At 72.5% G+C, this 15589-nt stretch carries 13 protein-coding genes and 1 pseudogene; 8 read left to right on the top strand and 6 right to left on the bottom strand.

Annotated features, from left to right (window positions below):
- Positions 1–145 precede the first annotated feature (145 nt).
- Both ABZX96_RS00535 and ABZX96_RS00530 read right to left on the bottom strand, forming a co-directional pair.
- Positions 146–1174, bottom strand: a complete 1029-nt coding sequence (locus tag ABZX96_RS00535) for an MFS transporter (protein ID WP_355535405.1) — start codon at positions 1172–1174, stop codon at positions 146–148.
- A gap of 430 nt (positions 1175–1604) precedes the next feature.
- Positions 1605–2180, bottom strand: coding sequence for an AMP-binding protein (locus ABZX96_RS00530; RefSeq protein WP_355535402.1), 576 nt, complete (start codon positions 2178–2180; stop codon positions 1605–1607).
- Between the two features lie 690 nt (positions 2181–2870).
- On the opposite strand from ABZX96_RS00530, the gene ABZX96_RS00525 reads away from it, so the two are divergent.
- Entirely contained in the window at positions 2871–4265 is a 1395-nt protein-coding gene (locus ABZX96_RS00525; protein ID WP_355535399.1) for a hypothetical protein, read from the top strand.
- Positions 4266–4292: 27 nt separating this feature from the next.
- On the opposite strand, the gene ABZX96_RS00520 is transcribed toward ABZX96_RS00525, so the two are convergent.
- Together ABZX96_RS00520 and ABZX96_RS00515 are read right to left on the bottom strand one after the other, a co-directional pair.
- A complete protein-coding gene (locus ABZX96_RS00520; protein ID WP_355535396.1) occupies positions 4293–5228 on the bottom strand; it encodes an alpha/beta hydrolase in 936 nt (311 codons plus the stop codon).
- On the bottom strand, positions 5225–5782 hold the full coding sequence (locus ABZX96_RS00515; RefSeq protein ID WP_355535393.1) for a quercetin 2,3-dioxygenase: 558 nt from the start codon (positions 5780–5782) through the stop codon (positions 5225–5227). The genes ABZX96_RS00520 and ABZX96_RS00515 overlap by 4 nt, the downstream gene beginning before the upstream one ends.
- A 350-nt stretch (positions 5783–6132) precedes the next feature.
- Here ABZX96_RS00515 and ABZX96_RS00510 point away from each other — a divergent pair.
- The 6 genes and pseudogenes from ABZX96_RS00510 to ABZX96_RS00485 all read left to right on the top strand — a co-directional run.
- Positions 6133–6567 (top strand): annotated as a pseudogene (locus ABZX96_RS00510) (MarR family winged helix-turn-helix transcriptional regulator); the annotation flags it as partial.
- A 380-nt stretch (positions 6568–6947) separates the two neighbouring features.
- Positions 6948–8006 (top strand): methyltransferase, encoded by a 1059-nt coding sequence (locus tag ABZX96_RS00505; protein WP_355535390.1) that lies wholly within the window; start codon positions 6948–6950, stop codon positions 8004–8006.
- Positions 8007–8295: 289 nt separating this feature from the next.
- Positions 8296–8847, top strand: coding sequence for a DUF1697 domain-containing protein (locus ABZX96_RS00500; RefSeq protein WP_355535387.1), 552 nt, complete (start codon positions 8296–8298; stop codon positions 8845–8847).
- 698 nt (positions 8848–9545) lie between these two features.
- Positions 9546–10358 carry a L,D-transpeptidase family protein gene (locus tag ABZX96_RS00495; RefSeq protein ID WP_355535384.1) on the top strand — a complete coding sequence of 271 codons (813 nt, stop codon included), beginning with the start codon at positions 9546–9548 and terminating at the stop codon, positions 10356–10358.
- 122 nt (positions 10359–10480) lie between these two features.
- Positions 10481–11716 (top strand): P1 family peptidase, encoded by a 1236-nt coding sequence (locus ABZX96_RS00490; RefSeq protein WP_355535381.1) that lies wholly within the window; start codon positions 10481–10483, stop codon positions 11714–11716.
- A gap of 215 nt (positions 11717–11931) precedes the next feature.
- Positions 11932–12570: a Yip1 family protein gene (locus tag ABZX96_RS00485; protein ID WP_355535378.1), complete on the top strand. Its 639-nt coding sequence runs from the start codon at positions 11932–11934 to the stop codon at positions 12568–12570.
- A gap of 353 nt (positions 12571–12923) precedes the next feature.
- On the opposite strand, the gene ABZX96_RS00480 is transcribed toward ABZX96_RS00485, so the two are convergent.
- Positions 12924–13184: a hypothetical protein gene (locus tag ABZX96_RS00480; RefSeq protein ID WP_355535375.1), complete on the bottom strand. Its 261-nt coding sequence runs from the start codon at positions 13182–13184 to the stop codon at positions 12924–12926.
- A 311-nt stretch (positions 13185–13495) separates the two neighbouring features.
- Positions 13496–13921: an Hsp20/alpha crystallin family protein gene (locus tag ABZX96_RS00475; protein WP_355535372.1), complete on the bottom strand. Its 426-nt coding sequence runs from the start codon at positions 13919–13921 to the stop codon at positions 13496–13498.
- 521 nt (positions 13922–14442) lie between these two features.
- Between ABZX96_RS00475 and ABZX96_RS00470 the strand changes: the two genes are divergently transcribed.
- On the top strand, positions 14443–15573 hold the full coding sequence (locus tag ABZX96_RS00470; protein WP_355535857.1) for a CaiB/BaiF CoA-transferase family protein: 1131 nt from the start codon (positions 14443–14445) through the stop codon (positions 15571–15573).
- Positions 15574–15589: the final 16 nt, after the last annotated feature.

Genomic DNA, 15589 nt, shown 5'->3' with positions numbered 1-15589 from the left:
GTGCACGCCAGCCGCCATCTACGCGTCCCCCGGCGCTCGCACATCACCCGACACCTACGTGTCCCCCGACGCGCACACATCACCCGCAACCCGCGCATCTCTCGGCACACGCGCGTCACCGCGCCCCCGCAGGCCACCCACCCCCTCACCGATACCCCCGCTTCACCCGCGACAGGTAAGCCCCGCCGCGCAGGACACGTTTGCAACGCGGGCACCACTCCGCCCAGGCGTCGAAGCCGAGGTCCAGGTCCCGCATGGTGCCGCGCAGGTTCTCCACGTACGGGCCGGTGTCGATCGGCGCTCCGCAGCGGCGGCAGGGGAAGGCGTCCCCCCGACCGGTGTACTTGAACAGGCGCATGCCGACCGCCGCCGGACGCTGCACGATGTGGAAGAACTTCCCGAACGGGACGTACACCAGCGTGAAGATCACCGACACCATGTGCAGCACCGCCAGGAACTCGTACCCCCCACCGCGCAGGAAGACCGCCGAGAAGGTCAGCAGCAGTCCGGTGACGGAGACGACGATCAACGCGACCAGCGGTACGAGGTCGTAGGCGAACCGCTGCCCGGTGATCGCGCCCCGGTCGCGCATCCGCCGCCACAGGAAGTACGCCGCCCCCGGGATCACCAGCACCGCCGCCAGGTCCAGCCCGTGGTACATCACCCACCCGAGGAAGCCCGCCGAGTCGAACCCGAACACCTTCAGGCCCCACAGCCGCACCTCGTACCCGGGCCCTGATCCGCTGGCCGAAGTGAACGTGAACCATCCCCAGGTGAGCGGAAACGTGATCAGAACGGCCAGCAAGCAGCCCCAAAAGATCAGTTGGTGTGCGACCCAGCGGGCGTGCGAGCGCGCGCCCAGGAACTTCTGGAAGCCGAGATACGTGGCGGCCATGCGGGGCAACGCGGTCGGCGCCTTACGGAAGTTCTCCCGGGAGAACAGACTGCGCCACCCCTGCACGAACAGCCGCCAGGACGCCGGGGTCCTCACCCACGCCGCATAGCGGTAGCCCACCCCGAAGGCGAGGAAGACGGTCGCGGCGGCATACGGAATGAGCGCCGAGTCGAAATTCCGCAGCCCCCGGCTTCCGAGAACGATGGCCAGGATCAGCAGCACCGCCACGACGAACGCCACCGCCGATGGCCCCACCGCCGGCGGCCTCGTACGTGTCACGCCCCGGGTGCGTGGCGTCTCGGGCGCGGGGATCGGAGCGGAGGGCGACGCGGCAGGCAGGACATCTGCGGGCAGGGCATCTGCGGGCAAGGCGTCCGTAGGCAAGGCGTCTGCTGGCTCGGGCACGGGGCCACCGTAGGGCTTCCGTACGGATAAGCCCGGCTTTGTCCCTCTACTGGGCGAAGGGCAGCTCGCGCCGGACGAAGGCATGCCTACGCCGAACGAAAGAGAGCCCACCCCGACCGAAAGGACGCCCGCACTGGACGAAAGGGAGCCTGCGGTGAACGAAAGGGGACCTGCGGTGAACGAAGGAGAGTCCGCGCCGAACGAAAGAGAGTCCGCGCCCAACGACGGAGAGCCCGCGCCGGATGAAAGAGAGTCCGCGCCGATCGACGGAGACCCCGCGCCCCCGCCGCAGAAACGGTCCGCCTCACTCGGCTTCCAAGGCCTCGTGCCACCACTGATCCCGTCCCGGCGTCCAGCCCACCGGCCGGGCGGAACGGTTCACGACCAGCACGGCCCGCACCCCCGGCAGGTCGTCAGCCCCAGAACCCCCGGAGCCCCCAGGCCCCCCGGAACCCGCAGCCCATCGCGCCCCCGCCCGGTACTCCCGGGACCGCAGCGCCCGGTCCAGTACCGCCTTCACCGGACGCACCGCCCCGTCCCAGAACCCGGCGTCAGCGGTGATCACCACCCGCGCGCCCGCCTCCGCCACCCGCGACGCCAGTTCATGCGCGGGGGCGCCGACCGGCAACGTGGTGCGCACGGCATCCAGGTGCCCGCAGGCCAGCGTCACGATCACCGACTCGGGTACGAGCGGGAGGTGCACCGCCACCCGGTCACCGGCCCGCACCCCGAGGCGGGTCAGCGCGGCGGCGGCGCGGTCGGCCTGCCCCAGGAGCATGCCGTGGGTGAGTTCCTCAAGGCGTCCGGGTTCGCCCGCCCAACTGAGGGCGATGCGGGAGGCCGCAGGTTCCTGGGCGGTATCGACATGCTCTGAGATCACACGGCGCAACATACGGAGCAGCCTGGAGATCATCGATCAACATTTGCTCAACGTCCGCTGTACGGAGCCCCTTCCGGACCGCTCCCCGCCCCCACCCCGCGACGCTCCCGGCTCCTCGGACCGCGCCTAACTCGGCCCGTTCCCCCGCCCGTTGGCACCACTGTTCGCACGGCGCCGATCACTCTTCCCCTTCGCGGCCCCCGTCATCCCCACTTCCGCGACCTTCACCCGTCCGACACAACCGCCGTGAGATGCCCGCTGTACCCCGCACGGGTCAGTTCCGCTCGCGTCGTCCGGCCCGCACCGCCGCCAACGAGGCACCCGACGCCCGAAACCCGAGCTTCGGGCGTCGAGCGTCGGGCCGGACCTCACCCCAGGACGCCGACGCCCCGGGACGCCACGACCACCCGCCAGAAACCCCCGCCGACCCCACTCAACTACCCGCCCGACACCCGAGCTTCGGGGTTCGGGTGTCGAGATTCGAGCCCCTTGTCTGTGGAAGGGGTGGGTGGGCAACCACCCACCCACCCGCCCTCCCCCAACCCGTTCGGGCGACAATCCGTGACCGAGTTGCGCCGCTGCGTAACGCGCCCCTAGCGTTCCCAGCGGCATAAAGCGACCCCGGTGATGTCCTCAACATCCACCGGGGTCTGGCCACCAAGATCCAACCCTTACAGAAAAGAAAATCCCGTGGCTTACTTCGACCTTAGCGCCGCCCCCTGCGCCCCCGCACATCCCCGCGCCGCCCCCGGCTTCGGAAAGCGCTCCGCCCCAGGTCAAGCCCCTTCCCGACGTGGCGACTTCGCCCATCTGCCGGAGCGCGAGGCGTATCTCGCGCACTACATCGACCGGCTCCCGGACGGTTCGCGCATCGACGTCAAAACCCTCGCCGCCGTCCAGCCCCGCTACGGCCAGCAGGCCGTCCGCACCGCCCTGACGCGGCTCGACGCCGACGGCCACCTACGACGCAAGCGCGAACTGGTCGCGGAAGGGCGCACCCAGTGGGTCTTCCGCACCTACTTCTCGCGCACGGCGCGCACGCAGCAGTGGTGGGACGGCTTCCTGACGGGGGACACAGCCGACGCCCCCACCCCCACGCCACTCGCTGACGACGTCCCCTCCGCACCACTCCCCACCGCCGAAACACCGGCCCCGGAGCCCCCTCCCCCCGACCCCGCCACACCCACCGAGCACGAGCCGCCAGAGCCCGAGCCGGAGCACAAGCCCGAGCCGGAACCGGGACCGGGGCCAGGGCCAGGGCCAGGGCCAGGGCCAGGGCCTCGTCCGCGAGGTCGTGCGGGACGTTCGGAGGCGTACGAGGCGCTGGCCGCACTCGGCACCGCCGATCCCCGCATGATCCTCTCGGCCACCGAATGCGCCCAGTTGGAGGCCCTGGCCGGGCAGTGGCTGGCGCGCGGCCTCACCCGTCCGCAGCTCACCACGGCGCTGACCGCCGGGCTGCCCGCCCAGGTCCACTCCCCCGGCGCCATCGCCCGCCGCCGCCTGACCGACAAGCTCCCGCCCGCACCCGCCCCGGCTCCCCGTCCCCAGCAGGACGCGGCCGGCCCGGCCGCTCCCGATCCCCTGACCGAGTGCGCCGCGTGCCGCGACCCCGCCCGCCTCTCCACCCTCGTCGACGGCCGCTGCCGCACCTGCCGGAACACAGACCCCACCGGCACAGAAGGCACAGACAGTGCACACAGCACAGGCAGCGCGCACAGCACAGGCAGCGCGCACAGCACGAACAGCACAGACAGCACTGACGGGACGACGGCCACCTCTGTCAGCGAACCCAACGCAGACGCGACAGGGCCCGGCACAGAACCCGCAGGCGCCCCGGAAACCGGCGGCACCGGCCCCCAACTCGCCGACTTCCACTCCCTCGCCCAGGAAGTCCGCCGCCGCAGCGACAACCTGCGCGACATCGTCCGGGCCAACGCGCACCCCCGCCCCCGCCCACCGGCCCACGGGCGCGCCACCGACCGGGCGCGTGCTGTCGGCCGCACTCCCGCCACCGACCGTACGCACGCCGCCACGGAAGCCGCACCGCCTCAGGTGGACGATCCCCAGCCAGGCCGCCTGTGACGGCCCTGCCCTCGGAGCCCCGTCCTCTCAGGCCGTGACCCGACGGACGAAGGCCAAGGAGTGGCTGAAGATCTCCTCGACCCGCGCTTCGGGCAGCCCGTACCAGCCGTGGTCGGCGCCCGCCACCCGCCGCAGCTCGACCGGCGCCCCGGCCTTCTCCAGCGCCTCGGCCAGGGCTTCGCTGTGGGAGCAGGGCACCATCGAGTCCTCGTCGCCGTGCATGAGCAGGAACGGGGGCGCGTCGGCGTGGGCTTGGGCGACGGGGCTTGCCGCGCGGGCGCGTTCCGGGACGGCCGCCGGGGCCGCGCCGAGCATCAGGGCCTCGAAGGACGCGGGGTCTTCCGGGGTGAAGTGCCCGCGCGCGGTGGTCAGGTCGCTCGGCGCGTACCAGGTGACGACGCCGAGCGGCGACGGCGTGGCGGGCGTCAGGGCGCCGAGCGGCGACGGCGTAGAGGTAGAGGGCGTCAGGGCGAGGAGCGAGGCGAGGTGCCCGCCTGCGGACTCGCCCCACACCACCGTCCGCCCGGTGTCGATGCCGAGTTCCGCCGACCGCAGGGTGAGCCAGCGCAGCGCGGCCCGCAGGTCGTCGAGCGGGGCGGGGAAGGTGGCCTCGCCGCTGAGCCGGTAGTCGACACCGGCCACCGCGAAACCGGCCGCGGCGAGGCGCGCGAACGGCCCCGGGTTCCAGGAGCGCGTGCCCAGCCCCATGTCGTTGCGCCGCCCCCTGCGCCAGGCACCACCGTGTACGAAGAGCACCAGTGGAACGGGCTCCGGCTGGTGCGGCTGGTCGGCGTTCGGCAGCCACAGGTCCAGTTCCAGCGGACGGCCGCCCTCGACGAGGCCGTACGGGACGCCGCGCAGTTCGCGTACACCGGGTTCTCTGGGCGCGGCGGGCGGGAGCGGGGCGTGGTCGGGGTGGGGCGCGCCGATCACGTCCCGCACCGAGGGCTCGGGCGCCGTCATCGGGTCTCCCACTGGTGGTCGGGGAGGAACCGCACGTCGTAGCGCTCGGGGACGCTCGCGAACGTGTGGGGTTCCGGAACGACGGGCTCGGTGGGCAGGCCCATCCGCTCGGTGGGCGCGCCGAGGTTCTCGAAGAACCGCTCGAAGGTGCCGCCGGGCCCGGCCGCGACGCCGACGACCTGGCTGTGGTGCCGCTCCATGCGGTAGGCGTGCCGGCAGTTCTTGGGTACGAAGCCGAAGTCGCCGGGGGTGAGCAGTTTCTCCCGCTGCTCGCCCTCGGTGTCCTCGACGAACAGCCGGACCGCGCCGGCGGTGACGTAGAAGACCTCGTGGGTGTCGGTGTGCAGGTGGGCCGGGATGGTGTCGCCCTTGGGGCCCTCGACCGTAAAGAAGTTGAACGTGTTCTCGGTCTGCTCGCCGCCCGCGTAGACGGTGATCAGGTCGCCGAACAGGTGGGCCCGGTCCCCCTCGCCCTTCTCTATGAAGTAGGGCTTGCCCGGCTCGGCGGGAATGCGTGAAGCCCGCCGGTAGCGGGTGGCGTACTCGATGGTCATGCGTCCTCCTCGGATCGACCTCCGCCACGAATGTCAGGTAGCCTGACATGCCAGGATGCCGACGAGCAAGCCGCGGCAACGGCCCCGATCCGACGAGCAAGCCGCACGGCCGCGAGCCCGTCCCCGCCGAGCCCGTCACCACCGCGAGCCCGATCCCCCCACCAAGCCGGAACCGCAAGCCCACCCCCACCAAGGCCAGAACCGCGACCCCGTCCCCACCACGACCCCGTCCCCACCGCGGACTCGCCTCCGCCAAGCAAGCCACCGCCGCCGCCGCGCGACCGGACCGTCGAGCAAGCCACCGCCGCGAACCCGTCCCCACCGCCCCCACCGCCTCTCGTGAGGAACCCATGCGACCCACCCGTCACAACCTCCCTCAGCTGCTCGCGGGCGCCCGTCGCTGGTTCGAGGACGGCCTGCTCGCGGCCCTGGAGGCGGCCGGGGCCACGCCGGTGTCCCCGACACAGGCCCAGCTCTTCGCCGTACTGGACGACCAGGGCACCACCGTCTCCGAGCTGGCCCGCCGCATGGGCGTCACCCGGCAGACCGCGCACCAGGCCGTACACGGCCTGGTCGCCGCCGGCCTGCTCGAACAGGCCCCCGACCCCACCTCCGCCCGGAAGCGGCTGATCCGGCGCACCCGGGAAGGGCAACGCGCGCACCGCCAGGCCGCCGCCATCTTGGAGCGACTGGAGGAACAGCTCGCCGAGCGGATCGGCCGGGAGGCGGTGGACGCCTTGCGGACGGCGCTGGAGACGCCATGGGGCCGCCCGCCTTCCCCGTCGCCCGCCCCCTCCACAGCCCCGTGCGCTCAAGAACCGGGCTCCGCTGCCCCGCGTGCTCGGGAGTCGGGCTCCGCTGCCCCGCGTGCTCGGGAGTCGGGCTCCGCTGCCCCGTGTGCTCGGGAATTGGGCTCCGTCGGTCCGCCCGCGAGGGAATCGGGCTCCGTCGCCCCGTCCGCTCGGGAACCGCTCCCCGGAGCCCCGTCCGCTCACGAATCAGGGCCGAAACCGCTTGCCCTCTAGGGGGAGTTGGATCTCGCCATTCCGCCTGTGGCCCTGGTGACAAGGTGTGTCCAGAGTGACACGGTTGGTCGAACGGCAGGCCCCGGAACGACTCCCCGGGGCCTTCCCGGCATGGCCAAGTCGCTTTCAGGAGGAAGACCTTGGAACCCACCGGCACCACGGCCCCCACCAGCTCCACCCCGAGCACGCCGTCCGAGGAATCCCACGCCCATGTGGCCCTCGTCTACGACGTCATCGTGGGACACCTCGCCTCTGCCGCGATCCGCACCGCCGCCTCCCTGCGCGTCGCCGACCACCTCGCGGACGGCCCGCTGGCCATCGAGGAGCTGGCCCGCCGGACGGACACGGACGCCCTCTCCCTGCGCCGGGTGCTGCGTTTCCTGGCCGCCCGCGGCATCTTCCACGAGAGCGAGCCGGGTTCGTACGCCCTGACGCCCCCGGCCGAGCTGCTGCGGTCCGACGTTCCCGGCTCGCTGCGGGACGGCGCGCTGCTGCTGGCGCACGAACTCTTCCGCAAGCCGTCGGCCGACCTTGAGGAGACGGTGCGCACCGGCCGCCCCGCCTTCGACCGCGTCTTCGGCATGCCGTTCTTCACCTATCTCCAGGAACACCCCGACCTCAGCGACCTGTTCGACGCCGGCATGGAGTCGTTCGCCGGGGCGATGGACGACGCGGTGGCGGACGTGTACGAGTTCCCGGCGAGCGGCACGATCGTGGACGTCGGCGGCGGTCGCGGCGGCCTCCTGCGCACCATCCTGCTGCGCAATCCCGGTCTCTCCGGCGTCCTTTTCGATCAGCAGTCGACGGTGGATCAGCACATTCTCGATCACCCGGAACTCGCGGGCCGCTGGCGCGTCGAGGGCGGCGACTTCTTCTCGGCCGTCCCGGCGGGAGGCGACATCTACGTCATCAAGCACACCCTGCACAACTGGGACGACGAGCACTGTCTGCGCATCCTGCGGGCGTGTCGCGCCGCCATGGAGCCCGGCAAGCGGCTGCTCGTCGTGGACGCCATCATCCCGCCGGGCGACGACCCGGCTCCCGGCAAGAACGTGGACGTCACGATGCTCACGGTGCTGACCGGACGGGAGCGGACGGCGGAGGAGTTCGAGGGACTGTTCCGGGACTCGGGCTTCGAGTTCGTCCGCTCCCTGCCGACGGCCACGTGGACGTCGGTCACCGAGGCCATCGCCAAGTAACGCCTACGGCTTGACGCTCCTGCGTTCCCACGCTCCCGCGTTCCCGCGCTCCCGACGTGACGCGTCCGTGCACCTGACACATCCATGCCTCTGACGCGTCCGCGCACCTGGCACATCCGTGCCTCTGATACATCCGTGCACCTGATGCGGCGGCGGATCGCTCCCCGGCGGCCTTCGTGACCAGCTACGCGGCCACCCGCAAGACGCCCCGAGACGACGTCCGCCGCCGCTCGCCACACACGCAACATGAGCAGCACACGCCACGTACACACCCACATAAGGTGTGGACATGACGACGACGGCGTACGCGGCGCTCCTACGCGGCATCAACGTGAGCGGCCACAAGAAGGTACCGATGGCCGAACTCCGCACCCTGCTCACCGGACTCGGCCTCGGCGACGTGCGCACGCACCTTCAGAGCGGCAACGCCGTCTTCACCACCGCGCCGGACGACGAGGACGCGCTCGCGGCCCGACTGCGACAGGCCATCGCGGAGCACTTCGGCTTCACCGTCGACGTACTGGTGCGCGATCACGCGTACCTGAAGGCCACGGCGGACGCCTGCCCGTTCCCGGCGGCCTCGCTCGAAGGCCGGCAACTGCACCTCATGTACTTCTCCGCGCCGGTCACGGCCTCCCGGTACGCGTCCATCGACGCGGTGGCGCACGCGCCCGAGGAGTTCCGGCTGGGCGACCGGGCGTTGTACCTGTATACGCCGGACGGGCTGGGACGCTCCAAGCTCGCCGAGGTCCTGACGCGGATATCGCCGGGCGAGGGCGTCATCGCCACGACCCGCAATTGGAACACCGTGCGCAAGTTGGTGGAGTTGACCAGCGCCTGATCCACACCGGGCGATCCACCGTGCGCAGGCGGGGGAACTCGTCACTGTGCGCCCAGGAGGACACTCACGCGCGCCCATAAGGACGCCGATGCGTGCCCAGGAGGACGTCGACGCGTACGCATCAGGACGCCGATGCGCGCCTAGGAGGACATCGGCGCGTACGCATCAGGACGCCAATGCGCGCCGATAAGGACGCTGGCGCGTGCCCGAAAGGACGTTGGTGCGCACCCATAAGACCGTCGGCGCGTGCCCAAAAGGACGTTGGGGCGCATACAGAGCTCGTCGGCGCGTGCACGGAGAGTGCCGACGCACGCGCGGTCGGCCGTTCGCACGCGCCCGGCCGCTCGTCCACGCGCACCGAGGTCGTCACCGTGCGCCGGTGGACCCCGGCGTACGCGGACGGGCTCTGCACGTCCGGTGCGACTGGCAAGCCGCCCGGTGCCGCCTGAACCGCCGGGACTAAAGTCCTGTGCCGCCGGGACGTTGGCCGCGCCGCACGGAATTCCGAGGTCAGTGCCGGACCGAACGGTGGACACGGTAGTGTGAGATTGCCCGTTTTATGCCCGCGAGGCAGCTCAAACGGTGGTCGCTCGACGCCGACCGACCCGACGGACACCCGCCGCCGGACCAGCCGACGGCCGACCCGTCGGACGAGCCGACCGAGCCGACCGACCCGACGGACGAGGAGACGCCACGACATGGCCGCCCGCCACGCTGATGCCACTGCCCGTAACCGCATGCGTCTGTCGCTGCGCAGCAAGACCGTCGGCGGACTCGCGCTGATGACGCTGGTGGGCACGGCGCTGTGGGCGTGGCCGGCGGCCGGCACGGACCAGGACGCGCCGCAGGCGAAGGACGCCCCACCAGGAGCCTCCGCCCCCGACACGCCCAACGCGCCCATCGCCCAGACGCACACCCGGGCCGCCCGCGCCATCCCGGGGCTCAGCACGGAGTACCGGCGGCAGATACCCGCGGATTCCCGTCAGGTGCTCGTCGTCACGGGCCAGGGTCCCGACTCCCACGACTCCACGGTCGTCCTCTACACCCGCGCCGAGGGCTCCCAGGACTGGCAGCCGGGCGCCACCTGGCCCGCCCACAACGCCGCCCGGGGCTGGACGAAGGATCACCACTACGGCGACCTGCGCTCCCCCGAAGGCGTCTTCACGCTCACCGACGCGGGGGGCAAGCTGCCCGCCCCCGAGGGCACGAAGCTCTCGTACGACCGCAACGACCACTTCGTGGCGCGCGGCACCGGCATCGAGGGGGAGCCCCTCGGCCCGGCGTTCGACTACGTCATCGCGATCGACTACAACCGCGTACCGGGCTCCTCCCCCCTGGACCCGCGGCGCCCCGAGGGTGAGGCCAAGGGCGGCGGCGTCTGGCTGCACGTCGACCACGACGGCCCCACCCAAGGGTGCGTGAGCCTCAAGCCGGAGGCGATGCGGGAACTGCTGCGGACCTTGGACCCGGCCCAGCACCCGGTGATCGTCATGGGCCCGATGGGCCGCTGAGACGACCGGACGGGACAGCCGGACGGGACGGCCGGGGCCAGCCGGACGGGACAGCCGGACCAGGCAACCCGTTGAGTCGGCCCGCTGTGTCGGCCCGGAAGTCGGCCTGCTGGAATGGCCCGATGACGCGACAGACCACCCCTCGTACCGGCCCGCTGGACGCCCTGACCGACGTGGCGGGGGTGCGCGTCGGGCACGCGCAGCGGACGGACGGCGGGTATCTCACCGGCACGACCGTCGTCCTCGCCCCTGAGGGCGGGGCGATCGCGGCCGTCGACGTCCGGGGTGGCGGGCCGGGCACCCGCGAGACCGACGCCCTGGACCCGCGCAACCTCGTCCAGCGGGTGGAGGCCGTCGTTCTGACGGGCGGCAGCGCCTTCGGGCTGGACGCCGCGTCGGGCGTCATGGCCTGGCTGGAGGACGAGGGCCGCGGCTTCCGCGTCGGGCCGGACCCGGCGCAGGTGGTGCCCGTCGTTCCGGCGGCGGCGCTCTTCGACCTCGGCCGCGGCGGCGACTGGCGGGCCCGCCCGGACGCCGCCCTGGGCCGCGCGGCGGTCGCCGACGCGGCACGCTCGCCGGGCGGCTCCCCTGTGGCCCAGGGGAACGTCGGCGCCGGTACGGGAGCGGTGGCGGGTGGCCTGAAAGGCGGCATCGGTACGGCGAGCATCGTGCTGCCCTCGGGGGTGACGGTCGCCGCCCTGGCCGCCGTCAACGCGGTGGGCTCGGTCTTCGATCCCCGTACGGGAGCCCTGTACGGGGAGGAGGTGGCAGTTTCCGCCCTTCCTTACGCGCCGCCTTACGGAGACACGGTCTCCGACGTCTCCTATGGGGCGGATCGCCCCTCCTATGACGCGGATCGTCCCTCCTATCAGGCGGACCGCAAGATTCCTGCCACCCGGCCTCTGCCGTCCCCCGCCCTCCACGATGCCGCCCAGCGGCGCCTTACCGCCGCCCGGGAGGAGTCGAAGCGGCGCAACGCCGCCTCCGTCCGGCCGCCGCTGAACACCACCCTCGCCGTGGTCGCGACCGACGCCACCCTCACCCGCGCCCAAGCCCAGAAACTCGCGGGCACCGCGCACGACGGGCTGGCCCGCGCCGTCCGCCCCGTCCACCTGCTCTCGGACGGCGACACGGTGTTCACGCTGGCCACCTGCGCCCGCCCGCTCGTCGCGGAGCAGCCGGCCGGTGCCGCGGCGTTCGGCGTGCACGCGGAGGCCGGTGTGCTGAACGACATCCTGGCGGCCGGAGCGGACGTCCTGACCCGCGCGGTCGTCAAGGCCGCCCTGGCGGCGGAGAGCGTGGACGGGCCGGGTGGCGTGTTCCCGGCGTACCGGGATCTGTACGAGCGACCCGCATAAGGGTGCTGACCGAGCGTCAGGATTGTCGTGCGGTGCCCAATCGGCGCCTCTGAGGAACAGGCCGTTCGACCACCGTCCCTCAGGGCGCGGCGCGCGCCTCCCTGAAGAACGGCGAACGCCCCTGAAGGAGCGCCGCGCACAGAGATCGGCCCACGCCCCACGAACGTCCAACGGCACCATGTCGCCCCAAGGCGCCCGATGGTAAAACGGCACGTATGTCCGCGTCCCCTCCGCCGCCCACCCTCGTCCAGCCGAACCAGCCGAACAGGCCGAACCGGTCCGGCCAACCGCCCGCGCAGCCGTCGCCCCGGCGCCGCCGACTGTGGTGGCACCGGCTGATCCTGGGGCTCTGGCACCGGCCGGTGGAGGTGCTGGACGAGGCGCGGGACCGGGGCGCGTGGAGCGCGGCGGTGATGTTGTGCGTCGTCAGCGGCGCCCTCGGGGCGCTGACGGCGCGGGACATTCAGGCGCAGTGGGCGGTGGCCCAGCGCCCGGCGCTGGCGCTGGCGGGCCTGGCGATCGCCGGCGTGCTGATCGCCAGCCTGGTTCTCGGCGCGGTGACGCAGGCCATCGCCCGCATTCTGGGGGGCAACGGCAGGTTCTCGCCGACGGTCAGCCTGTTCATCGTCGTGTTCTGGGTGACGGATCTGCCGCGGCTGGCCATCGCCACGTGGCTTCCGACGGATTCGACGCTCGTCCAGGCCGCGACGTGGGCGACGTGGGGCTTCGGTTACGCGCTGGCCATCCTGCTCGTACGGGGCCAGCACCACCTGCCGACGCACAAGGCCGCCGCGGCGGTGACGATCCAGATGCTGGCCGCGCTGACGCTGCTGAGGCTGGGTCCGGCCCACTGAGCCGAGACCGCCCGCAGGGCCGAGACCGCTCGCAGGGCCCCGCCCGTTGAGCCGAGACCGCCCGCCGAGCCGCCCCTTGAGCCGAAGTCACCTGCGGCTCCGCGCCGTCCGCCCGGTCCGGTCGCGGGCATCTGTCCGCCAGCCCGTGCAGCCGAAGCCACCCGCCACGCCCCGCCCGTTGAGCCGAAGTCACCCGCAGCTCGCGTGCCGTCCGCCCGGTCCGGTCGTGGGCGCCCGTCCACCGGACCGCGCCGCCGTTGACCCACCCCGGCCCGATGGCGAGCGTCCGCCCGTCCGCCAGGCCACGCCGCCGTTGATCCGCCCCGGCCGCCGGCGTCCGTTCGTCGGGCCGCTCAGCCGCGCCCGGTGAGCTGCCGTACGAGCCGGGCGAAGGCCTCGCGCTCGGCGGCGGTCAGTTCCACGCACTCCGACGGCGGTCCCGCGGGCCCCGCCTGGCGCGGCACCGAGCGCAGCAGCCGCTGCGAGCCGCGCCACACCGTCAGCTCGAAGCGATCCCGCCGGAGCACCCGGACCAGGCCGACGAACCAGGCGACGGTGGCGACGGCGAGGATGCCGAGACCGATGTGCTGGAGGGTCGTGGCAGAGGGGATCATGCGGTCCTCCAGACGGAGCGTTGGCGCCGACGGCTGATTGGTACGGACGAAGCAGCCTCAGTAGACACCACACTGCCCGGTTTCGGACAGAGGCCCGAGTGAACCTCGTCCCGGGGCCCGGAGGAACCGAGCCCCGGCGGAACCGCATTCCGACCCCCGGAGGAACCGCGTCCCGAGACCCGGGTGGACCGCGTCCCGAGAAGGGGAGCGACAGGGCGTTTGCGGCGGGCGCGGATCCCCACGCCCGCCACGGTGTTCTGACACGGTGTTCTGTCGCGATGTTCTGACGCGGTGTCCGAGATCGGTCGGCCTCAGCCGGAGATCTGCTTACGCGGGCTGCTGCCGCCCGAGATCTCGATCTTGCGCGGCTTGGCCTGCTCGGCCACCGGGATGCGCAGCGTGAGCACCCCGTTCTCGTACGAGGCGTCGATGCGCTCGGTGTCGAGCGTGTCTCCGAGGAAGAGCTGCCGGCTGTACTTGCCGGTGGGGCGCTCGGCCGCGATCAGTTCGGCGCCCTCGGGGGCGGAGGAATGGCGCTCGGCACGGACGGTCAGCACGTTGCGCTCGACGTCGAGGTCGATGCTCTCCGGCTCGGCGCCGGGGATGTCGAAGTGGACCACGAAGACGTCGCCCGAGCGATAGGCGTCCATCTGCATCGCCGCCGGACGGGCGGCCGTGCCGAACATCTGCTGCGCGAGGCGGTCGAACTCCCGGAACGGGTCGGTACGCATGAGCATCACCGGTCATCTCCTTCCGCTGGGCACTGGGTGCGATGCTCCTCGGCTTCTGGTATAGCGCGACGAAAGAAAGTTGACAAGCCCCGACTCACTTTGTCCGGCCAGGGCCGAAGACGCAGGTGAGGTGGGGCGTTGGGGGAGCAGGTGCGCGTCGCCCAAGGAGCGGACGCGCCCCAACGGGCCGATTCCGCGCCCTTCCCTCCGCCGAAGATCGTCCACGAGCATGACAACCACACCTCCTTCCGCCGACCGCTCTGTCCCCGCCCCGCCCCTCACCACCAGGGAGCACGTCCCCCGCCCTCACCACCAGGAAGCACGCCCCCCGCCCCACCACCGCGAGGAGCCCACCCGTGCCGCAGCCACCCCTCCCCCACCAGCCGGAAGACCTGCCGGAAGACCAGCCGGAAGGCCACCCCGAACCCCACCCCCACACGCCCACCACCCCTCACCCTCTCGAAGCCCCCCTCAAAGCCCCCCTCAAAGGCCCCCTCGACGGTCTCCTCGTCGCCGACTTCAGCCGGGTGCTGGCCGGTCCGCTGGCCGCCGTCACGCTCGCCGACCTCGGGGCCGACGTGGTCAAGGTCGAGCGGCCGGGCGGCGGGGACGACACCCGAGCCTGGGGGCCGCCGTTCGCCAAGGACGGGACGGCCACCTACTTCGACGCCGCGAACCGGAACAAGCGCGGCCTCGCCCTGGACCTGGCCGACCCGGACGACGCCGCTGCGGCGCGCGAGCTGGCCCGGCGCGCGGACATCCTGATCGAGAACTTCCGCCCCGGCGCCGCCGCCAAGTACGGCCTCGACCCCGGCGCGACCCTCGCCGCCAACCCGGGACTCGTCCACTGCTCCATCACCGGCTTCGGCACCGCCACCGAGGAGGCGCGCCGCCTGCCCGGTTACGACTTCGTCGTCCAGGCGGCCGGCGGCCTGATGAGCGTCACCGGGGAGGCCGACGGCCCGCCGCTGAAGGCGGGCGTCGCGCTCGTCGACGTCCTGACCGCGAAGGACGCGACCACCGGCATCCTGGCCGCCCTGCGGCACCGCGACCGCACCGGACAGGGGCAGCACGTCGAGGTCAACCTGCTCTCCTCGCTGCTCGGCTCGCTCGTCAACCAGCTCTCGGGCCGGCTGGCCACCGGCCGCGACCCGGTCCCGATGGGCAACCGCCACCCCAGCATCGCCCCCTACGAGACGCTGGCCTGCCGGGACGGGCAGCCGCTGGCGGTGGCCGTCGGCAACGACCGGCAGTTCCGGGCGTTCGTGGGCGTGCTGGGCGCGCCGGAACTGGCGGACGACGAACGGTTCGCCCGCAATCAGGACCGGGTGCGAAACCGGGACGAACTGGTCAAGGAGCTGGAGGCGCTGCTGGCCGCCGACACCCCGCGCGGCTGGTCCGAGCGGCTGGCCGCAGCCTCAGTGCCAGGTGGCCCGGTGAACACTCTGAGTGAAGCCGTAAAGTTGGCGGAGCGGCTGGGATTGGATCCGGTCGTGCCGGTCGGCGAGGGGCGCGTACCACAAGTGCGCGGTCCCCTGCGGCTGTCCGTGACACCGGTCGCCGAACCCGTCGCACCCCCGCGCCTGGACGAACACGGGGCGCTCTTGCGCGCCTGGCTGTCCGGCCCGGCGCACAGCCCCCTTCCACCCCTCGTGTGACCTTGGTCACAACAGC

Origin of the sequence: Streptomyces sp. NPDC003077, assembly GCF_040611095.1 — a bacterium.
GTDB lineage: Bacteria > Actinomycetota > Actinomycetes > Streptomycetales > Streptomycetaceae > Streptomyces.
The sequence above is the reverse complement of the archived record's forward strand: the minus strand, read 5'-3'. Positions and strand labels throughout refer to the sequence as shown.